Consider the following 24,568-nt stretch of genomic DNA (forward strand, 5'->3'; position numbering starts at 1 on the left):
CCGTTGCGCGCCTCTCCCGATCTCAGTCGTTCAGCGCGTTTCGCGTATCGCCCGCCGATCCACGCGAGGCCGCGCTCGCACGCTTGCGCTCCTCTTCGCGCCGATTCGAGCCCCTTGTCGCGCCTCGAATGAAAAACACCGCACAGGCCGCGCACAGCGCCCAGATGCCCAGTATTACCAGCCACTTTTCCATTACACCAACCCTCGAGAACCCCGTTTATCTTTTCTGCGTGCCCTGAAACCGACGTTTCGGGCCGTCCGTCTTCGTGCTTCTGTATATCGGCGCGCGAAGTCGTTTGATAAGGCTTATTTCAAAAAGAATCACGCCAGGGAAAGTACCGATCGAAAACACCCCGGTTCGACTGTCGGTCACCGCCCGGAAACCTAGGTTCCATAAGGCTTCCGACGGGGTGCAACCAACCTGCCGATTTGGTTGCACCTTTTTATTTGGAGGCGTACGATTCGCCCAACTTTTAGTCTTTCGCCAGGCTCGCGCCCGATATCAGAGAAGGAAACATGGCTAGCACCACCCTTGGCGTCAAGGTCGACGACCTCCTGCGTTCCCGGCTCAAAGATGCCGCCGCCCGCCTCGAGCGCACCCCGCACTGGTTGATCAAGCAGGCGATTTTCGCCTACCTCGAAAAGATCGAGCACGGCCAGTTGCCGCCCGAACTGTCCGGCGCGACCGGCACGGCCGATCTCGCCGACGGCGCGGCGGTCGAGAACGAGGAAGACGGCGCGTCCCATCCGTTCCTCGATTTCGCGCAGAACGTGCAACCGCAGTCGGTGCTGCGCGCGGCGATCACCGCCGCGTATCGCCGCCCTGAACCTGAGTGCGTGCCGTTCCTGCTCGGCCAGGCGCGTCTGCCGGCCAACCTCGCCGGCGACGTGCAGGCGATGGCCGGCAAGCTCGTCGAAACGCTGCGCTCGAAGAGCAAGGGCGGCGGCGTCGAAGGGCTGATCCACGAGTTTTCGCTGTCGAGCCAGGAAGGCGTCGCGCTGATGTGCCTCGCCGAGGCGCTGCTGCGCATTCCCGACCGCGCGACCCGCGACGCGCTGATTCGCGACAAGATCAGCAAGGGCGACTGGAAATCGCACGTCGGTCAGGCGCCGTCGCTGTTCGTCAATGCGGCGACCTGGGGCCTGATGATCACCGGCAAGCTGGTGACGACCAATAGCGAGACGAGCCTGTCGTCGGCGCTCACGCGCCTGATCGGCAAGGGCGGCGAGCCGCTGATCCGCAAGGGCGTCGACATGGCGATGCGCCTGATGGGCGAGCAGTTCGTGACCGGCGAGAACATTTCCGAAGCGCTCGCGAACAGCCGCAAGTACGAGGCGCGCGGTTTCCGCTATTCATACGACATGCTCGGCGAAGCGGCCACCACCGAGGCCGACGCGCAGCGCTACTACGCGTCGTACGAGCAGGCGATCCACGCGATCGGCAAGGCCGCGGGCGGCCGCGGCATCTACGAGGGCCCCGGCATCTCGATCAAGCTGTCGGCGCTGCATCCGCGCTACTCGCGCGCGCAGCAGGAACGCACGATGAGCGAGCTGCTGCCGCGCGTGCGTTCGCTCGCGATCCTTGCGCGCCGCTACGACATCGGCCTCAATATCGACGCCGAAGAAGCCGACCGCCTCGAACTCTCGCTCGACCTGCTCGAAGCGCTGTGCTTCGATTCGGAGCTGCAAGGCTGGAACGGCATCGGCTTCGTCGTGCAGGCATATCAGAAGCGCTGCCCGTTCGTGATCGACTACCTGATCGATCTGGCGCGCCGCAGCCGTCACCGTGTCATGGTGCGGCTCGTGAAGGGCGCGTACTGGGATACGGAAATCAAGCGCGCGCAGGTCGACGGCCTCGAAGGCTATCCGGTCTACACGCGCAAGGTCTACACCGACGTGTCGTACCTCGCCTGCGCGAAGAAACTGCTCGGCGCGCCCGATGCCGTCTATCCGCAGTTCGCGACGCACAACGCGCACACGCTTTCGGCGATCTATCAGCTCGCAGGCAACAACTACTACCCCGGCCAGTACGAGTTCCAGTGCCTGCACGGCATGGGCGAGCAGCTCTACGAAGAAGTCACCGGCCGCGACAAGCTGAATCGCCCGTGCCGCGTGTACGCACCGGTCGGTACGCATGAGACGCTGCTCGCGTACCTCGTGCGCCGGCTGCTCGAGAACGGCGCGAACACGTCGTTCGTGAACCGCATCGCCGACGAATCCGTCGCGATCAAGGAGCTGGTCGCCGATCCGGTCGAGGAAGCGTCGAGAATCGTGCCGCTCGGCGCGCCGCACGCGCGCATTCCGCTGCCGCGCAATCTGTATGGCGCGCAACGGCTCAATTCGATGGGCTTCGATCTGTCGAACGAGCATCGGCTCGCGTCGCTGTCGTCGGCGCTGCTCGCGAGCGCGCATCATCCGTGGCGCGCCGCGCCGATGCTCGAAGACAACCAGATCGCCGTCGGCGCCGGGCGCGACGTGCGCAACCCGGCCGACCATCGTGATCTCGTCGGCACGGTCGTCGAAGCGACGGCGGAGCACGTGAGCGCCGCGCTCGGCCATGCGGTGGCCGCCGCGCCGATCTGGCAGGCGACGCCGGTCGAGGCGCGCGCGGATTGCCTCGCGCGCGCGGCGGATCTGCTCGAAGCGCAGATGCATACGCTAATGGGCCTCGTGGTGCGCGAAGCGGGCAAATCGCTCGCCAACGCGGTCGCGGAAATCCGCGAAGCGATCGACTTCCTGCGCTACTACTCGACGCAGATCCGCGACGAGTTTTCGAACGACACGCATCGGCCGCTCGGTCCGGTGGTCTGTATCAGCCCGTGGAATTTCCCGCTGGCGATTTTCATGGGCCAGGTGGCCGCCGCGCTCGCGGCCGGCAACACGGTGCTCGCGAAACCGGCCGAGCAGACGCCGCTGATCGCAGCTCAGGCGGTGCGAATTCTGCGCGAAGCGGGCGTGCCGGCGGGCGCGGTGCAACTGCTGCCGGGCAATGGCGAGACGGTCGGAGCCGCGCTGGTCGCCGATCCGCGCACGCGTGCGGTGATGTTCACCGGCTCGACCGAAGTCGCGCGTCTGATCAACAAGACGCTGTCCGGCCGACTCGATCCGGATGGCAAGCCGATTCCGCTGATCGCCGAAACCGGCGGGCAGAACGCGATGATCGTCGACTCGTCGGCGCTCGCCGAGCAGGTCGTCGCCGACGTGCTGCAGTCGTCTTTCGACTCCGCCGGTCAACGGTGTTCGGCGTTGCGCGTTCTTTGTCTGCAGGACGATGTCGCGGACCGCACCCTCGAAATGCTGACGGGCGCGATGCGCGAGCTCGCGCTCGGCAACCCGGATCGGCTGTCGACCGACGTCGGCCCGGTGATCGACCTGGACGCGAAGCGCGGCATCGACGCCCACATCGCGGCGATGCGCGACAAGGGCCGCAAGGTCGAGCAACTGCCGCTGCCGGAGGGCGCGACGCAGGGTACTTTCGTGCCGCCGACGCTGATCGAGCTCGACAGCATCGACGAGCTGAAGCGCGAAGTGTTCGGTCCGGTGCTGCACGTGGTGCGCTATCGCCGCAGCCAGCTCGACAAGCTGCTCGAACAGATTCGCGCGACGGGTTATGGTTTGACGCTCGGCATCCACACGCGCATCGACGAAACGATCGCGCACGTGATCAGCCGCGCGCACGTAGGCAACATCTACGTGAACCGCAACGTGATCGGCGCGGTGGTCGGGGTGCAGCCGTTCGGTGGCGAAGGACTGTCGGGTACGGGGCCGAAGGCCGGCGGTGCGTTATACCTGCAGCGTCTGCTCGCAACGCGTCCGGCTGGTTTGCCGAAGTCGCTCGCGCAGGCGCTGGTGGTCGAAGTACCGCAGGCGGCGCAGGCTGCAGAACAGGGCGACAATCCGGTGGCCGCGCTGAGCGCGTTGCGCGACTGGCTGATCGCCGAGCGCGAGCCGCAGCTTGCCGCGCGTTGCGACGGCTATCTGTCGCATGTGCCGGCGGGCGCGACCGCGGTACTGTCGGGGCCGACCGGCGAGCGCAATACGTACACGCTGGGCCCGCGCGGCACGGTGCTGTGTATCGCGTCGACGGCGAGTGGCGCGCGCGTGCAGTTCGCGGCGGCGCTGGCTACGGGAAATCGTGCGTTGTTCGAGGGCGCGGCCGGTGAACAATTGGTTTCGCAATTGCCGGCGTCGCTGAAGGCCCACGCGAGCGTGAAGAAGAGCGCCGACGCGCCGTTCGACGCCGTGCTGTTCGAAGGCGACAGCGATGAGCTGCTCGCGCTCGTGAAAGAGGTCGCGAAGCGCGCGGGGCCGATCGTGTCGGTGCAGGGCGTCGCGGCCCGTGCGCTTGCGAGCGGCGACGAGGACTATGCGCTCGAGCGTCTGCTCACCGAGCGCTCGGTCAGCGTGAATACCGCGGCGGCAGGCGGCAATGCGAATTTGATGACGATCGGTTGAGCGAACCTCGGCGATTTCTTCAATAGAAAGGAAGCGGCACGGCGACCCCGACACCGCTTCATCCACACCTGGTATCAAGGAGAAGCTATGCAACACAAAATGAAACAGCTGGCAGGCGCAGCTCTGGTTGCCGCCATGTCGCTGGCGGGGACGGCCAACGCTCAATCGACGGAAGACGTGAAGATCGGTTTCGCCGGTCCGATGACGGGCGCACAGGCGCACTATGGCAAGGACTTCCAGAACGGCATCACGCTCGCGGTCGAAGAGTTCAACGCGACGAAGCCGGTGATCGGCGGCAAGCAGGTTCGCATCGTGCTCGACTCGGCCGACGACCAGGCCGACCCGCGCACCGGCACGACGGTCGCGCAAAAGCTCGTGGATGACGGCATCAAGGGCATGCTGGGCCACTTCAACTCGGGCACGACGATTCCGGCCTCGCGCATCTACGCGAACGCGGGCATTCCGCAGATCGCGATGGCGACGGCGCCGGAATACACGCAGCAGGGCTTCAAGACCACCTTCCGCATGATGACGTCCGACACCCAGCAAGGCTCGGTCGCTGGCGCGTTCGCGGTGAAGAACCTCGGCATGAAGAAGATCGCAATCGTCGACGATCGCACCGCTTACGGCCAGGGTCTTGCGGATCAGTTCGAGAAGGCTGCGAAGGCGGCAGGCGCGACGATCGTCGATCGCGAATACACGAACGACAAGGCCGTCGACTTCAAGTCGATCCTGACCAAGCTGAAGTCGTCGAACCCGGATCTGATCTATTACGGCGGCGCGGATTCGCAAGCCGCACCGATGGTCAAGCAGATGAAGCAACTCGGCGTGAAGGCGCCGCTGATGGGCGGCGAAATGGTCCACACGCCGACCTTCATCAAGCTCGCCGGCGATGCGGCGAACGGCACGGTGGCTTCGCTCGCCGGTCTGCCGCTCGAAGAAATGCCGGGCGGCAAAGCATACGTCGAGAAGTACAAGGCGCGCTTCAACGAAGACGTGCAAACGTACTCGCCGTACGCGTTCGATGGCGCGATGGCGATGTTCACCGCGATGAAGAACGCGAACTCGACCGATCCTGCCAAGTACCTGCCGGTGCTCGCCAAGACGTCGAAGCCGGCCGTGACGTCGGCCAACCTCGCGTACGACGCGCGCGGCGATCTGAAGAACGGCGGTATCACGCTGTACAAGGTCGTCGATGGCAAGTGGACGACGCTGCAAAGCGTGGGCGGCAAGTAAGTTTTTTGCTGACTACGGTTGATAATAGAAAACCCCGCTCTGGCGGGGTTTTTTTATGGGCGGCGCGTTCGACACGCTGTCAGGCCACGTGGCGATTTTCACTGCCCCCGCATCTTCCTGCCCTGCTCACGAATCATCTCGAGCGTCGCCGCGGGCGTGCTCGCTTCCTGCGGCATGCGAATTTCGATCACGGCCGGCAACTGCGATTCGATCGCGCGTTGCAACGCCGGCAGAAAATCCCCGGTACGTTCAACGGTCTCGCCATGCGCGCCGAACGATCGCGCGAATGCCGCGAAGTCCGGATTCGTGAGGCCGGTGCCATGCACGCGATGCGGATAGTGTCGCTCCTGATGCATACGGATCGTCCCGAACTGGCTGTTGTTGACGACGATGAACAGCACGCGCAGGTCGTACTGCATCGCTGTCGCGAGCTCCTGCGCGGCCATCATGAAGCAGCCGTCGCCGGCGAGCGCGACCACCGCGCGCTGTGGATACAGCGACTTTGCCGCGAGCGCCGCCGGCACGCCGTAGCCCATCGCGCCGCTCGTCGGCGCGAGCTGAGAACGGAAGTGCCGATACGAGAAATGCCGATGCAGCCACGTCGCGTAATTGCCGGCGCCGTTCGTGAGGATCGCGTCGTCGGGCAAGTGGGCGCGTAACTGCTGGATCAGTTCGCCCATCTGCACGTCGCCGGGAATTGGGCGCGGCTTGCGCCAATCCAGATACGCGCGATGCGCTTCCTCAGCGGCACCCGCCCAGGCGAGCCTGCCGGACGACGATGGTTTCAGTTCCGCAAGCATCGCCGCAAGCTCAGGCATGCCCGAGACGATCGGCAGATCGGCCGCATATACGCGGCCCAGTTCTTCCGCGCCCTGATGCACGTGCACGAGCGTCTGCTTCGTCTTCGGGATGTCGAGCAGCGTGTAGCCGTTGGTCGTCGCTTCGCCGAGGCGCGGACCGAGCGCGAGCAGCAAGTCAGCGTCGCGAATGCGCTGAGCGAGCGCCGGATTGATGCCGAGACCGACGTCGCCCGCGTAGTTCGGATGCTCGTTGTCGAAGGTGTCCTGGAAGCGGAACGCGAGGCCAATCGGCAACTGCCAGTTTTCGATGAAACGCCGCAGGTCCGCGCATGCGGCCGCTGTCCAGCCGCTGCCGCCGGCGATCACCATCGGCCGTTGCGCGCCTTCGAGCAACTCGCGCAGCTTCGCGATCTGCGCGGCCGATGGCGACGCCGCCACGCGGTGATAAGCGGGTGCGCCAGGTACCGCGTCGCAGGCATCGCTCAGCACGTCTTCGGGCAGCGCCAGCACGACCGGCCCGGGCCTCCCCGAGGTGGCCGTATGAAACGCATGGCTCAGATATTCGGGGATGCGCTTCGGGTCGTCGATCTGCGCGACCCACTTCGCCATCTGACCGAACATGCGCCGGTAGTCGATCTCCTGAAATGCCTCGCGATCGAGATGTTCGCGCGCGCACTGACCGATCAGCAGAATCATCGGCGTGGAGTCCTGAAACGCAGTGTGAACGCCGATCGACGCATGCGTCGCGCCCGGACCGCGCGTGACGAGTGCGACACCCGGGCGGCCGGTCAGCTTGCCGAGCGCTTCGGCCATGTTCGCGGCCGCGGCTTCGTGACGGCAGACGATCGTCTGGATGCGCCCGGTTTCGTCGTGCAGCGAATCGAGCACGGCGAGAAAGCTTTCGCCGGGGACGCAGAACACGCGCTCGACGCCGTGTGTGAGCAACGCCTCGACGACGAGGCGCGCGCCGGTCGTGCGTGCGGTATGGGAAGCGATAGCGGAATTGGAAGCGGTATGGGAAGCGGGAGCATTCGGCAGCGACATTGCGAAGAAGCCTCCTGGCAGTGCGTGGGTGCGTTGGGATGGAGCCGCATCGGCGGAACGTGCAACAGCGGCCGATGGGCGCTTCGACAGCTTACGCCGAGCACGTGGGCGCTGTCATGGCGCAGCGCAACTGTTCGATCGGCGTGCGCGCAACACGATTGCGCAAATGAAAACGCGAGCCGCAGGGCCCGCGCCTTTCCGATGCGATCGCACGCAATTGAATGCCGCGCTCAGCGACTCAACACTCGACGATATTTACCGCGAGGCCGCCGCGCGACGTTTCCTTGTACTTGGTCTTCATGTCCGCGCCGGTTTCGCGCATCGTCTTGATCACCGAATCGAGCGACACATAGTGGCTGCCGTCGCCGCGCAACGCCATGCGTGCGGCATTGACCGCCTTCACCGATGCCATCGCATTGCGCTCGATGCACGGAATCTGCACCATGCCGCCAACCGGATCGCAGGTGAGCCCGAGGTTGTGCTCCATGCCGATTTCCGCGGCGTTCTCGACCTGCTTCGGCGTGCCGCCCATCACGGCGGCCAGCGCGCCCGCGGCCATCGAGCATGCGACGCCGACTTCACCCTGACAGCCCACCTCCGCACCGGAGATCGACGCATTCAGCTTGTACAGGATGCCGATCGCGGCGGCCGTCATCAGGAAGTCGATCACGCCCTGCTCGTTCGCGCCCGGCATGAAGCGCGTGTAGTAATGCAGCACCGCCGGAATGATGCCGGCCGCGCCATTGGTCGGCGCGGTGACGACGCGCCCGCCCGCCGCGTTCTCTTCGTTGACGGCGATCGCGTACAGGTTGATCCAGTCGACCATGGACAGCGGATCCTGCAACGCGCGCTCAGGGTTGCCGGTCAACGCGCGATACAGCTGCGGCGCGCGCCGCTTCACCTGGAAAGGTCCGGGCAAGTGACCATCGGCATCGGGATTGTTGATGCCGCATCCGCGCGCGACGCATGATTGCATCACGTCCCAGATCTTCAGCAGACCGGCGCGCGTCTCTTCCTCGCTGTGCCAGACGCGCTCGTTTTCCCACATCAACTGCGCGATGCTCTTTCCGCTCGCCGCACACAGCGCGAGCAATTCGTTGCCGGTACGGAACGAATGCGGAAGCTGATCGACGGCGCTCAACACCTTCGTGTTCGGCGCGCCGGCCGTCACGACGAAGCCGCCGCCGACCGACAGATAGGTCGACTCGCGCAGCGTTGCCCCTTGCGCATCGAAGGCGAACAGCTTCAGGCCGTTCGGATGCTCGGGCAGCGCCTGACGATAAAACGCGATGTGCTCTTTCTGCACGAAGGGCACCTCGTGCGTGCCGAGCAGCGCGAGTTGGCGCGACGTGCGCACTGCTTCGAGCCGTTGCGCGATCGTCTCGGGATCGACGGTGTCGGGCGCGTCGCCCATCAGGCCCAGCATGACGCCGCGATCGGTGCCGTGGCCCTTGCCGGTCGCGCCGAGCGAGCCGTACAGCTCCGCCTTCACCGATGCGGTGGAAGCGAGCAGCCCGTCGCGCTCGAGTCCCTGGACGAACATCAGCGCCGCGCGCATCGGCCCGACCGTGTGCGAGCTCGACGGACCAATGCCGATTTTGAAGAGATCGAAGACGCTGACTGCCATGTACTGCTCCCTGCCTATAGATAAAGAGTTTAGCGCGCCGGCAGCGGCAAGCACACGGCGAGCCACGCGGGCGGCGTCGGTGCGAGCTGCAGCGCGACTGGCGTAAAGCGTCCATCGAGACGGGCCGCCAGGTGAAACAGTTCCGTCGCGTTCTTCGGATCCCACTGACCCGAATAGCCGGGCAAGCCGGCCTCGCGACGCTTTGCATCGAACGCGACGTTCGAATGCACGAATTCCTCATGCGTCTGAGCGCCGGTAGCAAACGGCACGAGCCAATTCAGCGCGGCGAGCAGCGTCGCGCCGTTCGCGCCCTTTTCTTGCAGCCAGTTGCGGTTGTGGCGGCGCGCGGCGAGCGCGGCCGTCACCAGCGGTTGCAGATCGTAGGTCACGTAGTGCAGCGCATCGCGCTCGCCGAAGTCGATCGTCGAGCCGTCCGGGGCGATGTTGTCGCCGATATGCTCGACGAACAGCCGCTGCGCGGCGTTGATCATCTTGCGGTTGTCGAGCGTGAATGCCGCCATCGCGATCAGCTTGATGCGGTGGCTTTGCCAATTGTTGCGGAACGTGCCCGTGAGCGGCCGCGGCTGCGCGTCGATCTGCGCGATGTAGCCGTTCGCGAGCTTCGTCAGAAACGCCATCGCCGCGTTGCGCGTTTTGACGGGCAACGCGCTCGCGGTCATGTCGTACGCGAGGATCAGACCTTCGAAACGCGTTTCGTCGATCGGATTGAAGCTCGGCTGATAGGTCGTGACCCACGCGTACAGCAGACGGTCGACGAGCTTCAGGAAGCGGTCGTCGCTGGTCGCGCGCCACGCGAGCGCGGCGTCGCGCAGCAGGTCGAGATCCTTCTCCGCTTCGACGCTCTGATCGTAGATGCCCTCGTGCGGCAGCGTGCCCTCGGTGTGCAATTTGGCGAGCGCATGCGGCTGCTCGTTCAGATGTGCCTGCACGTTGGCGACGAGCGCCTTGACGCCGGGGTCGGCATTGGTGCGCTCGCTCGTTTGCAGCGCCGGCGCCGCGCAGAAATTCATCGCGGCCTGCGCCGCGCGCACCGGCAGCAACGCGGCCGCTGCGGCCAACAGTACCGCGTAAGCGGGCCGCCACGGACGGACGCCTGCCGCCTCGGCCCGGCTTTGCATCAATCGCACCTTTCGCGCCATGCGAAACTCCTCGTTAGGCTGATTCGGTGTGTGATGTTAGCCGGTTGCGGCTTTCAACGACAGGACCGCGGGTGGACCGCTCACAAACGCCGACGGCCCTTCACCGCGCCGCGCATGACGTCTCGCCGACTCGCGCTGCTTACTCGTAATCGGCGATCGGCACGCACGAGCAGAACAGGTTGCGATCGCCGTACACGTTGTCCGCGCGACCGACCGGCGGCCAGTACTTGTTCGCGATCAGCGTCTTCAGCGGGTAGGCGGCGGTCTCGCGCGCATACGCGTGCTTCCAGTCGTCCGAGATCACGACCGCCGCCGTGTGCGGCGCGTGCTTCAGCGGATTGTCCTCGCGCTCCGCGCGGCCTTCCTCGACCGCGCGGATTTCCTCGCGGATCGCGATCATCGCCTCGATGAAGCGGTCGAGCTCTTCCTTCGACTCCGACTCGGTCGGTTCGACCATCAGCGTGCCTGGTACCGGGAAGCTCATCGTCGGCGCGTGGAAGCCATAGTCGGCGAGGCGCTTCGCGACGTCGTCGACGGTGATGCCGCTCGTGTCCTTGATCGGACGCAGATCGAGAATGCACTCGTGTGCGACGAGGCCGCCGGGGCCCGAGTACAACACCGGATAGTGCGGCGCGAGCTTGTTGGCGACGTAGTTCGCGTTGAGGATCGCGGTTTCGGTCGCGGCGGTCAGGTTCTTCGCGCCCATCATCGCGATGTACATCCACGAGATCGGCAGGATCGACGCCGAGCCGTACGGCGCGGCCGACACCGCGCCGATGCCATCCTCCGAGCGCTGGTAGCCCGACGAAGTCTGGTTCGGCAGGAACTGCGCGAGATGCGCGCCGACCGCGACCGGACCGACGCCCGGTCCGCCGCCGCCGTGCGGAATGCAGAAGGTCTTGTGCAGGTTCAGGTGCGAGACGTCGCCGCCGAACTGACCCGGCGCGCACAGGCCGACCATCGCGTTCATGTTCGCGCCGTCCACGTACACCTGGCCGCCGTGCGCATGCACGATCTCGCAGATTTCGCGGACGTTCTGCTCGAACACGCCGTGCGTCGACGGGTACGTGATCATGATCGCCGCGAGCTTATCGGCGTGCTGCGCGGCCTTCTTCTTCAGGTCTTCGATATCGACGTTGCCCTGCGCGTCGCATGCCACGACCACGACCTGCATGCCGGCCATTTGCGCCGACGCCGGGTTCGTGCCGTGCGCCGAAGCGGGAATCAGGCAGACATCGCGATGCGCTTCGTCGCGCGACGCGTGATAGGCGTGGATGATCAAAAGACCCGCGTACTCGCCCTGCGAGCCCGCGTTCGGCTGCAGCGACACGGCCGCATAGCCGGTCGCGGCGACCAGCATCTCTTCGAGCTGATCGATCATCTCGCGGTAGCCGACGGTTTGCTCGGTCGGTGCGAACGGATGGATCTGGCCGAACTCGGGCCACGTGACCGGCAGCATTTCCGACGTCGCATTCAGCTTCATCGTGCAGGAGCCGAGCGGGATCATCGAGCGATCCAGCGCGAGGTCCCTGTCCGACAGGCTGCGCAGATAGCGCAGCATTTCCGTTTCCGAATGATGACGGTTGAACACGTGATGCGTCAGGTACGCGCTCGTGCGTTCGAGCGCGGCCGGCACCGACGCAGAGTTCGATGCGTTGAGCGCGGTGTCGAGCGCGTCGACTTGCGGCACGTCGCTCGCGAAGGCCGCTTGAGCGAACACCGCGAGCAGGTCGGCCAGATCGTGGCGCGTGGTGGTTTCGTCGATCGACAGGCCGACTTGCGTCGCGCTCACGTGGCGCAGGTTGATGCGCCTGGCCGTCGCCGCGTCGTGCAGCGCTTGCGTGCGGGCGCCGGTGTCGAACGTGAGCGTGTCGAAGAAAGTTTCGTTGACGAGCTTATAGCCAAGCTGCTTCGCGCCTTCGGCGAGCAGCGTGGCGATGCGATTGACGCGCAGTGCGATCGTCTTCAGGCCACGCGGGCCGTGATAGACCGCGTACATGCTCGCCATGATCGCGAGCAGCGCCTGCGCGGTGCACACGTTCGAGGTCGCCTTCTCGCGGCGGATGTGTTGCTCGCGCGTTTGCAGCGCGAGACGCAGCGCGGGGTTGCCTTGCGCGTCGACGGTTACGCCGACCAGACGTCCCGGCATTTGCCGCTTGAATTCGTCGCGCACCGCGAGGTACGCGGCATGCGGGCCGCCGAAGCCGACCGGCACGCCGAAACGCTGCGTATTGCCGACCGCGACGTCCGCGCCCCATTCGCCCGGCGGCGTAAGCAGCGTCAGCGCGAGCAGGTCGGCGGCGACGACGACATGGCCGCCCGCCGCGTGGATCGCTTCGGTCAGCGCGCGGTAGTCGCGCACGTCGCCGTTCACGCCCGGGTATTGCAGCAGCACGCCGAATGCGTTGGCGTCGGCGGCTTCAGCGGCCGGGCCGACTTTCACTTCGATGCCGACCGGCGTCGCGCGCGTCTTCACGACTTCGATGGTCTGCGGCAGCACGTCGTCGGCAACGAAGAACACGTTCGACTTCGGTTTGCCGACGCGTTGCAGCAGCGTCATCGCTTCGGCGGCGGCGGTCGCTTCGTCGAGCAGCGATGCGTTCGAGATCGCGAGGCCGGTCAGGTCGGTGACCATCTGCTGGAAGTTCAGGAGCGCTTCCAGACGGCCTTGGGAAATTTCAGGCTGGTACGGCGTGTACGCGGTGTACCACGCCGGATTTTCGAGCACGTTGCGCAGGATCACCGTCGGCGTATGGGCGTTGTAATAGCCCTGGCCGATGTAGGAGCGGAACACCTGGTTCTTGTCCGCGAGCTCGCGCAAGGCGGCGAGCGCTTCGGCTTCGCTCTTCGGTTGCGCGAAGGGGCCGAGCGGCAGCGTTTCGGTGCGGCGGATCGTCTTCGGGATGACGGCGTCGATCAATGCCGCGCGCGACGCGAAGCCGAGTGCTTCGAGCATCGCTTGCTGGTCGGCCGTATCCGGGCCGATATGCCGTTCGGCGAAGGCGTCGTGCACTTCGAGCGCGGCGAGCGAGAGAGGAGTGCGGTTCATCAGACGATCCGGGTGTTCGAGCTTCATGGGTGTTCCTGGCGGCGCGGCGCGCCGTTGTGCGAGCGCCGCGCCTGACGGTTAAAACAAACGGCGACTCAGGCGCCGATCGACTTCGCGTAGGCCTCGGCGTCGAGCAGACGGTCGAGCGACGCATCGGCGGCCGGCTTGATCTTGAACAGCCAGCTGTCGTACGGCGTGCTGTTGACGGTGTCGGGCGAGTCGGCGACGGTCGTGTTCGCCTCGATGACTTCGCCCGAGACCGGCGCGTAGATATCGGAGGCGGCCTTCACCGATTCGATCACGGCGACGGTGTCGCCCGCGGTCACGGACTTGCCGAGTTCCTGGACTTCGAAGAAGACGATGTCGCCGAGCGCTTCCTGCGCGTGGTCGGTGATACCGACCGTCAGCGTGCCGTCCGCTTCGGTGCGGACCCATTCGTGCGATTCGGTGTATTTCAGTTCGGCCGGGATGCTCATTGGATGCTCCTGAACGGTATGTTCGGTAGTGTTTGAATGTAGGGGCGTGCGCCGGCCGCTCAGACCGCCAGCACCTTGCCGTTGCGCACGAACGGCAGTTTTACCACGCTTGCGGGACAGGCTTTGTCGCGAATCTGGACGTGCACGGTGTCGCCCGGCTGCACGCCTTTCGGTACGCGCGCGAAGGCGATCGATTTCTGCATGGTCGGCGAGAACGTGCCGCTGGTGATTTCGCCGTCGCCGTGCGGCGTGACGACTTTCTGATGCGCGCGCAGCACGCCCGCGGCCTTGCCGTTTTCCTTCAGCAGGATCAGGCCGACGAACGCGGCGCGCGAGCCGTCGGCTTCGAGGCTGCTCTTGCCGACGAACTCGCGCGGCGAGGCCAGGTCGACGGTCCATGCGAGGCCCGCGTCGAGCGGCGAGACATTGTCGTCCATGTCCTGGCCGTACAGGTTCATGCCGGCTTCGAGGCGCAGCGTATCGCGCGCGCCGAGACCGGCCGGGCGCACGCCGTGGGCCGCGAGCGCATTCCACAGCGCTTCGACGTGGGTAGCCGGCACGATGATCTCGAAGCCGTCTTCACCGGTATAGCCGGTGCGCGCGACGGTCAGCTCGCCGAACGGCGTGCCGTCGACGCGCGCGGCGTTGAACGGCTTCAGCGTTTCAGTCGCGGCGCGCGCGGCCGGCACGGTTTGCCAGGCCTTTTCGCGTGCGTTCGGGCCTTGCACGGCGACGATCGCCAGATCGCGGCGCGGCGTGATGGTGAGACCGAAGCCGCCCGCGTTGAGCTGGCCGAACCAGGCGATGTCTTTGTCGGCGGTGCCGGCGTTGACGACCACGCGGAAGTGGTCTTCGGCGAAGTAATAGACGATCAGGTCGTCGATCACGCCGCCGTTCGGATTCAGCATGCAGGAGTAGAGCGCGCGGCCCGGCGTTTGCAGCTTCGCGACGTTGTTCGCGAGCGCGTATTCGAAGAACGCGCGGACGCGCTCGCCGGTGAAGTCGACCACGCACATGTGGGACACGTCGAACATGCCGGCGTCGGTACGCACCGCGCGATGTTCCTCGATCTGCGAGCCGTAGTTGACGGGCATGTCCCAGCCGCCGAAGTCGACCATGCGAGCATTGAGCGCGCGGTGAGCGGCGTGGAGCGGGGTGTGTTTGAGTTCGGTCATGGGGCCTCGGGCATCTCGCGAAACAAAAAAGGCCATGCGGCGCACTGCCTCGCGGCCGTGTGCCTGCGAGCGTGGTTCTGCATGACCCCTCTGTCCTCGATACCTGAGAGATTGCGCCGCCGCGACCGGCTCAATGAGCTCGATTCGTCACGGTGAAACGCGCGCCCCTTCGGTGGGCAGCCTGCCTGCGGTGCACGAGGTGCGCGCGGATGGCTACTGCCGCTCTCCAGAGTGCGAAAAAGCCGCCGGAAGACGGGTTTTTCGACGCGGTCGGTCCTTTTGCCTGAGAGTTTGCGGGTGTGCCCCTTCGGCGGCGCGGCCTGCGATTTTTCGCCTGCCAGCACGCTCTCCCGACGCGTGCGGCGAATTTACGCGACGGGCCGGGGCTTGTCAAATAAAGGCCCGGGAGCGGTGTGGGGCCGGCTGTGGCTGTTCGGGGGCGTCAAAAAGAAAGCGCGGACCGTGGTGCCCGCGCTTTTCAGTTGCTTCTCCCGGTGCCATCCGTGACCGCACGATGAGCGGTAGTGGGGGCTCACCTGGTGGCTCGTTTGCCGATTCGGTTTGCCCACTTGCTCGCTGACTCACTCGCCGATCGCATGAGCCGCATTGTCCAGTTCCTGATTCAGCACGCGCTGTTCTTCCGCGGACAAACCGCCGCCATGCTGGGCGGCCATGTCATGCGCTTCCTGGCGAATCGTCTCGAGACGATGATGCAGCGCGGCGCCTTGCGGCGGCGGGTAATAGCCCTGATTCACGCGGTTATCAATACGGTGCGCGAGATTGTCGATGCGGCCGTCGACCTGATGCAGACGCTGGTCCGCGATCTGCTGGGGAGTCGGGCCCGGATGCGGCGTCGGCGGGGGCGTTACCACGCAGGCGGCGACGGAGCCGAGCAGCGCGCATGCAACAAGGGCACGGATGATTCGAGACATGGATTCTCCCGGAGTCGTTGTCGTGTTGGGTTGCTACCTCACTAGCAACGGCTGACGAAGAATGCCCGCTGACTCTGCAGCGGGCGAATTTGTAACGTTATGTTCCTTTTTCGGAACGTCAGGAAAGCCAGCGCCGACAGCCTTCGCGGCGCTAAAGGCGGTCCCGTTTTTGGTACACAGATCGTGGTGGCGCGGTGTCGACGCACAGCGGGGCGGGGTTCAGCGAATGCGCTCGAACGGCAGTCGCACACCCTGCTCGGAACTGCGCGCGGCCAGGTCGATGATCGTCATCACGTCGACCGCGTCGCGCGTGCTGATCGGAAATGCGACGCGGTTCTGGATCGCGTCGGCCAACGCAATATAGAAGCCTGCGTACTCGCCGTTTCGGGTCGGCAATTCGCACTCGACTTCCTCGTCGCCTTCGAGCACGCGCAGCACGCCGGGGCTGTTGCCGGCGCCGAAGCCTGCGTCGCCGGGGCGCAGGCCCGCTTTCAGCTGATCTTCCTGGGTGTCGAGGCCGTACTTCACGTAGCTGCCGCGCGTGCCGTGGATCGAAAAGCGCGCTCCCGGCAACGCGGTCAGCGCGCTTGCGTGCAGCACGACCTCGAACTCGTCATAGCCGAGCTGGATGTGCACGTAGTCGGGTGCACTTGCGTCGTCGCGATGGGTGCGCACCGTCGCCGATACGGTCCGCGGCGCGCCGAAGAGGGCGAGCGCCTGGTCGATCAGATGCGGACCGAGATCGAACAGCAGACCGCCGCCGCGCGTCACGTCTTCGCGCCAGCGCTGACGCACGCCCGGCCGGAAGCGGTCGAAATGCGATTCGTACTGCGTGAGGCGACCCAGTTCCACGCGCGCGAGCAGATCGCGCACGGTCAGAAAATCGCCGTCCCAGCGGCGGTTGTGAAAGGGCGCGAACAGCTTGCCGCGCGCGAGCGCGATATTGGCAAGCGTGTGGGCGTCGGCGGCGCTCAGCGTGACAGGCTTGTCGACGACCACGTGCTTGCCGGCTTCGAGGGTGCGGCGCGCGAGGTCGAAGTGGGTGTCGTTGGGCGTCGCGATCACGACGCAGTCGATGTCGTCGAGCGCGAGCAGCGCGTCGAGATCGGCGACGATTTTCGCGTGCGGATAGTCGGCGTGCGCGCGCTCGGATTGCCCGGTCGCAATCGCGGCGACCCTCGCGCGTCCGCAGTGTTCGATCACCGGTGCGTGAAACGTCGCGCCGGCGAAGCCGTAGCCCATCAATCCAATTTTCAGCGATGCGGACATGCGAGTCTTCCTGGAGGAGCGGCGCGCCGCCTTGCCACCGCGGCGGCGGCGCGCAATCTGGTCATTGTGGCATTTGTGGGCTGGACTGGGGGCTGAGCATGACGGCCGGCCATGCGCGCAGCCCGTCGGGGCGTCCGAACCATCGAGGCATCCAACGAGGGCGTCCATCGCGGTGGTCATCGCAGTGGCCATCGCAGTGGCCATGTTAACATCGCACCTCTCGCGCGCACTGCGCCGCGCAGCATGCCCCGGGCCTTCGGCCGGCGCCACCCGCCGGTCCGACCTCAGCGGCCCTCAACCGTATTACCCATCCACAAACGATGTCCGCAGGCCTGAACCCCGCTCAAAGTGAAGCGGTCCGTTATCTCGACGGTCCCTGTCTCGTGCTCGCCGGCGCCGGCAGCGGCAAGACGCGCGTGATCACGCAGAAAATCGCGCACCTGATCGAAGCGAAGGGCTTCGAGCCACGCCACATCGCCGCCGTCACGTTCACGAACAAGGCCGCGGCGGAGATGCGCGAGCGCGTCGGCAAGCTGCTCGAAGGCAAGACGCTGACCGCACCCGGAAAGGAAGGCCGCAAGGTGCCCGTGAACCAGCTGACGGTGTGTACCTTCCACTCGCTCGGCGTGCAGATTTTGCGTCAGGAGGCGGAGCATGTCGGCCTGAAGCCGCAGTTCTCGATCATGGATTCCGACGACTGCTTCGGCATGATCCAGGAGCAGGTCGGCTCGACGGACAAGGGCTTCATTCGCAAGATCCAGTCGATCATCTCGCTGTGGAAGAATGGCCTGATCATGCCCGAGCAGGCGATCGCGACCGCCTCGACCGAGGACGAGCATCAGGCGGCGATCGTCTATCGCAACTACGTGGCGACGCTGCATGCGTACCAGGCGGTCGATTTCGACGATCTGATCCGCCTGCCCGCCGAACTGTTCGCGAGCAACGAGCAGGTGCGCGACCGCTGGCAGAACAAGCTGCGCTATCTGCTGATCGACGAGTATCAGGACACCAACGCATGCCAGTACGAACTGGTGAAGCTCCTGGCCGGCAAGCGCGCGGCGTTCACGGCGGTCGGCGACGACGATCAGGCGATCTACGGCTGGCGCGGCGCGACCCTCGAAAACCTCGGCCAGCTCGGCAAGGATTTCCCGAACCTGCACCTGATCAAGCTCGAACAGAATTACCGCTCGACGGTGCGCATCCTGAGCGCCGCGAACAACGTGATCGCGAACAATCCGAAGCTGTTCGAGAAGAAGCTGTGGTCCGAGCACGGTATGGGCGACACGATCACGGTGACGGGCTGCAACGACGAGGAGCACGAGGCGGAGTCCGTCGTGTTTCGGCTGTCCGCGCACAAGTTCGAGCGGCGCGCGAATTTCCGCGACTACGCGATCCTCTATCGCGGCAACTTCCAGGCGCGCATCTTCGAGCAGGTGCTGCGCCGCGAACGGATTCCGTACGTGCTGTCGGGCGGCCAGTCGTTCTTCGATAAGGCCGAGATCAAGGACATCTGCGCGTACCTGCGTCTGATCGCCAACGCGAACGACGATCCCGCGTTCATCCGCGCGATCACGACACCGCGTCGCGGCGTCGGCAATACGACGCTGGAGGCGCTCGGCGCGTTCGCGGGTCAGGCGAAGGTGTCGCTGTTCGAGGCGGTTTACATGGGCGGCATCGAGGCGCGTCTGTCGCCGCGTCAGATCGAGCCGATGCGCGCGTTCTGCGACTTCATGCAGCGCCTGAGCGACCGCGCGGAGAAGGACGCGGCGGGCACGCTACTCAATGAGCTGATGGAGGCGATCCACTACGAAGCGTATCTGTACGACGCGTTCGACGAACGCCAGGCGCAGGCGAAGTGGCAGAACGTGCTGGAGTTCATCGAGTGGCTCAAGCGCAAGGGCACGAAGGAAGAGCCGGAGCACGGCAGCGGCAGCGAGGCGACCGGCTACGACACCGCCGACGGCTTCGGCGACACCGGCAAGAACCTGCTCGGGCTGATCCAGACGGTCGCGCTGATGTCGATGCTCGAAGGCCGCGAGGAAGATCCGGATGCGGTGCGGCTGTCGACCGTGCATGCGTCGAAGGGGCTCGAGTATCCGCACGTGTTCCTGGTCGGCGTCGAGGAAGGCATCATGCCGCATCGCGGCGGCGCGGACGACGAGCCGATCGACGACGCGCGCATCGAGGAGGAACGCCGGCTGATGTACGTCGCGATCACGCGCGCGCAGCGCAGCTTGCATCTGAACTGGTGCAAGAAGCGCAAGCGGGCGCGGGAGACGGTCGTCTGCGAGGCGTCGCGCTTCATCAACGAAATGCTGCTCGACGATGCGCCGCCGCCGACACCGGAAGAAGCGCCGATGTCGCCGAAGGACCGGCTCGCGAGCCTGAAGGCGTTGTTGCAGAAGTCGTGAGCGGGCGGGACTGCCAGTGCCCGCCAGGTGCGGTTGCTTGCGATTGCACATAAAAAATCCCTGCATCGCGTTAGCGCATGCAGGGATTTTTCATTTCAGCGACGACCGATGCCGCGTGCTTTACTTCACCGCGCTGACCATATAGTCGACCGCGGCCTTCACGTCCGCATCCGATGCGTTCGAGCCGCCCTTCGGCGGCATCGCGCCCTTGCCGTGCAGCGCGTAGTTATAGACGGTGTTCATCGGGTCCTTCAGGCGCGGCGCCCATGCTTCCTTGTCACCGAACTTCGGCGCGTTCAGCACGCCGGTCGCGTGACAGGCCTGGCATACCGACTGATACAGCGCTTTGCCGGCCTGCGAGGCGTCCGCGCTTTGCGCGCCACCTGCTGCCGGGGCGGGAGTCTGCGGCACGCTGGCCATTGCGGCCATCGCCGCGGCGGCCTGGGCCGCGCCCGCATTCGATGCACCTGCTGCACCGGATGCCGCTGCTGCACCGGATGCCGCTGCTGCACCGGATGCCGCTGCTGCACCGGATGCCGCTGCCGCGCCGGATGCCGCGGCCGCGCCGGATGCCGGCAGCGCCGGCTCGGGGAAGCTCGCGCCCGAATTGTTCGCCATATAGACGACCGCGCGCGCGATCTCGAAGTCACTGTAGTCGTCGGGGCTCGTGCCGCCGCGCGGCGGCATGGCGCCCTTGCCGGACAGCGCGGTGTGCCACAGCGTGTCGAAGCCCTGCGCGATGCGCGGCGCCCAGTCGGCGGTGTTGGTGAATTTCGGCGCGCCTGCGGCACCCGACGCGTGACACGCCGAGCAGACCGCCTTGTAGACTTCCTCGCCGGTCTTGTAGACGCGCGGTGCGTTGGCGTCGCGGATCTCGACTTGGGCGATCGGATGGATGCGGGAGGTGACTTCGGCTTCGGAGAGAGAGTCGGTGCCGGCGCCGGTGCGCGTCGAATTATCGACGTAGACGGCGAGCAGAACGATGATGACGATCGGCACAGCAAACCCGGCGATGACCGCGGCGATGAGCTGTGCTGGGGTTTTAATCGGGGCTCCGTGTGGTGCTTCGCTCATGCTTGTCTCGTCTCCGTGGGTGTGTGAGCGGTACAGCGCGACGGCAACTTCTTGTTCTTTATCAGCCACGGACGATTATAGACGCAAGCTTTCGGCGGCGGCGAGGGGGCCAGGACGGTGTTCAGCAGGCGTTTACCCGGATCGGCATGGACGATGGCAGAGCTCGGGGAAGACGCTGGGATGGGCGTCGGAGGCCGTCCTGTGGACGGTTCGGCCGAAACCGGGTATCCTTGCGGTCTCTCGCGTTGGCGTCGCGTCCGTTCTGGTTGGCGCGCTTTCGCGTAGATTCCCCGCAGTTTTGTGGTGAAGCGCCCGTAGCTCAATGGATAGAGTACTGCCCTCCGAAGGCAGGGGTTGCTGGTTCGATCCCAGCCGGGCGCGCCAATCTGATACGTCACTGGGCACTTCTTCGTCCTTACCCATCCAATGCGATATTGCCGACGCCAGCTGGGCGCGGTTACCGCGTAGACGACATGACGCTGGGCGAACGACTATATCGGTGACGACCGACCGTAGGAATTGTCGTGCGCGTGGGTTAGCGGGGTCCGAAAGCACATCGCGCGCAACTCGCAGAAATCTTTCGGTTTGTGACCGCCCGAACTTCCGGAACGGCAACTGCTGGCGAAGTTCGAGGGTTCTCCGCTCACCGGCCAACCTTTCCCTCTCTGCTTGTTTCGATGAGATGAAGTCCGTAAGGGTTACGTCTGCCTTTAGCGTCTGCTTTGCTATCTGTTCGTACAGCTGGGCCAGCGAGGAGTCCAGTGCAGCTATGCGGGTGCCCAACACTCGCATACGCTTCGGGTCAGGTTTTTGGCTTTCTTTCCAACCTTCGGCGAGTTGACCGAGTATCGCTGTCGTGCGTTCGATGCTCAACACTCGGCTGACAAGGGTTTCTAAGACGAACTGTTCCAACTTGTCTCTTCGGAAGTTGGGGCACGTGCATTCGCGCGGACTTATCTTTAGCTTCGAGGCGCAAACGTAATAGTAGTACTTGCCTGACTTCCCACCCATGAGGTTCAAAGACTTTCCGCAAAGACCGCAGCGAAGTAAGCCCGTCAACAGCGTGGAAATTTGCGCTGCCCTGTTTTCGGTATTAGGTGGCCGCCGCGACGCCATTTCTTTGTGAACAGTCCGAAACTCATCCGGCGTGATGAGAGGCTCTACCGGCGTAGTGACCCACTCGCTCTGTGGCCGAGGCCGGTTAGTACGTGAATCTCTCCGAAAAGTAATGTATTCGCCGATATACACTCGGTTCGCTAGTACTTGCTCTACGTGGCCCTTTGTCCACTTTACCCCGCGATGGAGTATGTTCTGGCCGTTCAATAGTTCGGCGATTGACTTAACTCCGACCACTCTGCCATCGCTACCGTAGTGGGCAAGATGAAAGATGTGGCGAACCACTTCCGCCTCTTCTGGGTTGACTTTCAAGATTTTTTTTACGCCGCTCCGTGCCGGAATGTCGGTTCGCTCGGCAACGTATCCGTATGGTGGCCTCGCGCCATTGAAGTAGCCGTCTCTCGCATTTTTTTGCATGCATTCTGCGACGCGTCTTTCCGGAGTTGCGGCTTTGCCACTCATCGACACTCCCTTGGATATTTCTAACAAGGAAAGAGGTCAGGTCATCTTCCGGCCTGGGCTGACTTGAAATCGCTACACGAACGCCATTTCGTTCAAGTTTTTGCTCGAGCAACTCTCTTTCAGCGTTATTTCTATAAAGGCGCGACTGCGAGTGGACAACGATGAGGTCATAAGGTCTTTCGGGTAGCAGCGCTTTTGCGACCATACGGTCGAATTGAGGCCGTCTTTTCTCAACCGAGAATGCGGAGGCACCACGTTCCAAGAACACGTCGACAACCGTGTGGTGGTTTCTTGCAGCCCACAACTTGATTTGTTCAATCTGCTGTTCGATTGATACACCTTCCACATCTTGGCGTTCGGTGGATACGCGCCCGTACAACGCCAGGTTCAGACTTACTGCTTTGATGGTTGGCTTGCTCATGGATGCTCTCCTACCCGACCGCAGCGATGCTCCAGTGCGCTGGCACTTGCCCGAGCCAAGCAATACCGCTATCTCTGTAATCCGAATAGGAAGGCCGGCTCATTCCGCCAACTCCTCAAGCATCTTCATGATATTGCCAGCCACCGCCTTCAGCTCCTCGTCAATGGTGTGCAGGTCGCGCGGCGGCTCGAACACATAGAAGTGCCGGTTGAACGGAATCTCATAGCCAACTTTGCTCTTCTCTTCATCAATCCAGGCATCCGGCGCGTGCGGCTGCACCTCCCGCGCGAAATACGCTCCAATATCTTCGGCAATAGTTCACCGCTCACCAACTATCGTGCGAAGGCTACGCTGAAACTGAACGTCCTCGCTTGCATGCATGCGTGAGAGCATTCGTTTGGCGCGTCGCAGAGCATGTCCCGAAACAGTTGCACGCAGCATGTCGTCGTACGAGAGCGGCCGAATCGCCGGCTCGCCAATTTCACGCAGTTGCGCCAGCAGCGCTGAACGCGCAGCATGGTCAAATCCACGCTCGATATCGATGTCAACGCGCTGGGAATCGGTGAGTTCTGAAAACTCAGATTCCTTAGAGGCAAGGATAACGAACGCTTCCGAGCGGTTCGACATGAAATCAAATATGCCTTCCTCTTGCCTGTCAGACAGCGTACTCACGAAATTTACGATTCGCTGCCCCAATGCGGCAAACGCCTGTCGTAGCGAGTCCAGGCTGTGATGAAACGGCCACGCATTGCCTGCGACGACGACGACACCCGGAAAGTCTCGAAGGAACTCCGTCAAATGCGAAACGTCGACCTCAAGCCGGCGCATCTTTGCCGTCCTACCGTGCCGCTGCGGCACCGTGAAATTTAGGTTTAACGGGCCGAGAGCGCCGCTCACGCAGAAGAATACGTAGACCATCTCCGTCCCTTTCTTGCTCCGTCGTTCGTTGTGAACCTAGTTGCCATCTCAGACTTATCAATTCGGTGGCGATGTCTCGAGCTAAGCGCGTCATCGTCCATTTGATAACTGGGCATGGAGGCCCATGGACGGGCCGTTCACCGTCGGAGTCCCTCTGCAATTTCGGAGTGCGCGCAGGGAATCTGCTGCGCGCGGTGTTCTTCATGATTTCGTCACTTCGGAGCAGGGCGGCCACGATTTCCCCTGTGATTCACCGACCGGGAAGTCAATTGATATCGCAAGTGTAGACGTAAAACATGGAGTCGTAAAGCATGGAGACACAAATCGGGTTGGTCGGCGTGCCCGTTTTCGCGCAAGCTATCGCGCGCCATGACCGACAAATTCGAACTCTCTTATATAGCGCGTCGTGTCCGAGAGCTCCGCAACGCGAGAGGCAAGTCGCAGGATGAATTTGCCCGACTTGTCGGTTGTCATCGAAGCCTTGTGAGCCAAGTTGAACGAGCTGCCAGAAACCTCTCGGTCGATACCATCGACCGCTTTGCGACCGCCTTGGGCGTGGACGCTATTTCACTTTTTTACGACAAAGAAGTTCAGCGCAATCCTCTCGGTTGGACAACTCTTCGAGAGCGCGTGTCGTTGAATGTGCTCGCTCTTCGCACCAAGCGCGGGTTGTCGCAAGATGCGTTGTCCGAGAGTGCCAAGCTGTCGAGAAACTACGTCTCTTCGCTCGAGGTCCACAAACCGAACGTTGACCTAGGCCATCTCGTGAAACTCGCGCAGGCTTTGGACGTTCCTGTGAGCGATTTTTTCGTCCCCGATATGTCGATGGGTACCCTATCGGGGCTTAAGTAGGCGCGCAGTACTTGAATTCCGCGAGCGGACTACGTGCTTTATCCAACGCGCTTGGTGCGTTGCGCCGACCAATGACGCGTCGCGGGACTCT

15 protein-coding genes, 1 tRNA gene, 2 pseudogenes and 2 riboswitches are annotated in these 24,568 nt (G+C 64.1%); of the genes and pseudogenes, 5 read left to right on the forward strand and 13 right to left on the reverse strand.

Features of this window, described 5'->3' with window-relative positions; genetic code table 11:
* The first annotated feature begins 516 nt into the window (after positions 1-516).
* Together putA and OKW39_RS12335 are read left to right on the forward strand one after the other, a co-directional pair.
* Complete coding sequence (gene putA, locus OKW39_RS12330) at positions 517-4,455, forward strand: trifunctional transcriptional regulator/proline dehydrogenase/L-glutamate gamma-semialdehyde dehydrogenase (RefSeq protein WP_429562775.1); 3,939 nt, start codon at positions 517-519, stop codon at positions 4,453-4,455.
* An 87-nt stretch (positions 4,456-4,542) separates the two neighbouring features.
* The gene (locus tag OKW39_RS12335) at positions 4,543-5,691 is read left to right on the forward strand and encodes a branched-chain amino acid ABC transporter substrate-binding protein (RefSeq protein ID WP_090802413.1); all 1,149 of its coding nucleotides are present in this window, start codon (positions 4,543-4,545) and stop codon (positions 5,689-5,691) included.
* Positions 5,692-5,789: 98 nt separating this feature from the next.
* Here the strand turns inward: OKW39_RS12335 and OKW39_RS12340 are convergent, their stop codons facing one another.
* From OKW39_RS12340 to OKW39_RS12375, 8 genes are all read right to left on the reverse strand, one after another.
* Complete coding sequence (locus OKW39_RS12340; RefSeq protein ID WP_429562776.1) at positions 5,790-7,535, reverse strand: thiamine pyrophosphate-binding protein; 1,746 nt, start codon at positions 7,533-7,535, stop codon at positions 5,790-5,792.
* Positions 7,536-7,773: 238 nt separating this feature from the next.
* Positions 7,774-9,162 (reverse strand): L-serine ammonia-lyase, encoded by a 1,389-nt coding sequence (locus OKW39_RS12345; protein WP_090802417.1) that lies wholly within the window; start codon positions 9,160-9,162, stop codon positions 7,774-7,776.
* A 29-nt stretch (positions 9,163-9,191) separates the two neighbouring features.
* On the reverse strand, positions 9,192-10,322 hold the full coding sequence (locus OKW39_RS12350; RefSeq protein ID WP_429562777.1) for an alginate lyase family protein: 1,131 nt from the start codon (positions 10,320-10,322) through the stop codon (positions 9,192-9,194).
* Positions 10,323-10,461: 139 nt separating this feature from the next.
* On the reverse strand, positions 10,462-13,398 hold the full coding sequence (gcvP, locus tag OKW39_RS12355; RefSeq protein WP_429562778.1) for an aminomethyl-transferring glycine dehydrogenase: 2,937 nt from the start codon (positions 13,396-13,398) through the stop codon (positions 10,462-10,464).
* A 68-nt stretch (positions 13,399-13,466) separates the two neighbouring features.
* The gene (gene gcvH, locus OKW39_RS12360) at positions 13,467-13,847 is read right to left on the reverse strand and encodes a glycine cleavage system protein GcvH (protein ID WP_090802422.1); all 381 of its coding nucleotides are present in this window, start codon (positions 13,845-13,847) and stop codon (positions 13,467-13,469) included.
* Between the two features lie 59 nt (positions 13,848-13,906).
* Complete coding sequence (gcvT, locus tag OKW39_RS12365; protein WP_429562779.1) at positions 13,907-15,022, reverse strand: glycine cleavage system aminomethyltransferase GcvT; 1,116 nt, start codon at positions 15,020-15,022, stop codon at positions 13,907-13,909.
* An 80-nt stretch (positions 15,023-15,102) separates the two neighbouring features.
* Positions 15,103-15,262: riboswitch (glycine riboswitch) on the reverse strand.
* 21 nt (positions 15,263-15,283) lie between these two features.
* Positions 15,284-15,385: riboswitch (glycine riboswitch) on the reverse strand.
* Between the two features lie 218 nt (positions 15,386-15,603).
* Positions 15,604-15,954, reverse strand: coding sequence for a hypothetical protein (locus tag OKW39_RS12370; protein ID WP_429335496.1), 351 nt, complete (start codon positions 15,952-15,954; stop codon positions 15,604-15,606).
* A gap of 219 nt (positions 15,955-16,173) precedes the next feature.
* Positions 16,174-17,223 (reverse strand): oxidoreductase, encoded by a 1,050-nt coding sequence (locus OKW39_RS12375; RefSeq protein ID WP_090802427.1) that lies wholly within the window; start codon positions 17,221-17,223, stop codon positions 16,174-16,176.
* A gap of 320 nt (positions 17,224-17,543) precedes the next feature.
* Here OKW39_RS12375 and OKW39_RS12380 point away from each other — a divergent pair, with 320 nt between their 5' ends.
* Positions 17,544-19,634, forward strand: coding sequence for a UvrD-helicase domain-containing protein (locus OKW39_RS12380; protein WP_429562780.1), 2,091 nt, complete (start codon positions 17,544-17,546; stop codon positions 19,632-19,634).
* A gap of 120 nt (positions 19,635-19,754) precedes the next feature.
* On the opposite strand, the gene OKW39_RS12385 is transcribed toward OKW39_RS12380, so the two are convergent.
* Positions 19,755-20,708: a c-type cytochrome gene (locus tag OKW39_RS12385; RefSeq protein WP_429562781.1), complete on the reverse strand. Its 954-nt coding sequence runs from the start codon at positions 20,706-20,708 to the stop codon at positions 19,755-19,757.
* Positions 20,709-21,016: 308 nt separating this feature from the next.
* Here OKW39_RS12385 and OKW39_RS12390 point away from each other — a divergent pair.
* Positions 21,017-21,092, forward strand: a tRNA-Arg gene (locus tag OKW39_RS12390).
* A 513-nt stretch (positions 21,093-21,605) separates the two neighbouring features.
* Here OKW39_RS12390 and OKW39_RS12395 read toward each other — a convergent pair.
* From OKW39_RS12395 to OKW39_RS12410, 4 genes and pseudogenes are all read right to left on the reverse strand, one after another.
* Positions 21,606-22,109 (reverse strand): annotated as a pseudogene (locus OKW39_RS12395) (recombinase family protein); the annotation flags it as partial.
* Positions 22,072-22,707, reverse strand: a complete 636-nt coding sequence (locus OKW39_RS12400) for a recombinase family protein (protein ID WP_429562782.1) — start codon at positions 22,705-22,707, stop codon at positions 22,072-22,074. The pseudogene OKW39_RS12395 and the gene OKW39_RS12400, both read right to left, overlap by 38 nt.
* A gap of 99 nt (positions 22,708-22,806) precedes the next feature.
* Positions 22,807-23,022: pseudogene (locus OKW39_RS12405) on the reverse strand (SAM-dependent DNA methyltransferase); the annotation flags it as partial.
* Positions 23,023-23,025: 3 nt separating this feature from the next.
* Entirely contained in the window at positions 23,026-23,625 is a 600-nt protein-coding gene (locus tag OKW39_RS12410) for a hypothetical protein (RefSeq protein ID WP_429562783.1), read from the reverse strand.
* Between the two features lie 369 nt (positions 23,626-23,994).
* Here OKW39_RS12410 and OKW39_RS12415 point away from each other — a divergent pair, with 369 nt between their 5' ends.
* Positions 23,995-24,477 carry a helix-turn-helix domain-containing protein gene (locus OKW39_RS12415; protein WP_429562784.1) on the forward strand — a complete coding sequence of 161 codons (483 nt, stop codon included), beginning with the start codon at positions 23,995-23,997 and terminating at the stop codon, positions 24,475-24,477.
* Positions 24,478-24,568: the final 91 nt, after the last annotated feature.

The sequence above is a fragment of the Paraburkholderia sp. MM6662-R1 genome (assembly GCF_050436245.1).
GTDB classification, from domain to species: Bacteria; Pseudomonadota; Gammaproteobacteria; order Burkholderiales; family Burkholderiaceae; genus Paraburkholderia; species Paraburkholderia tuberum.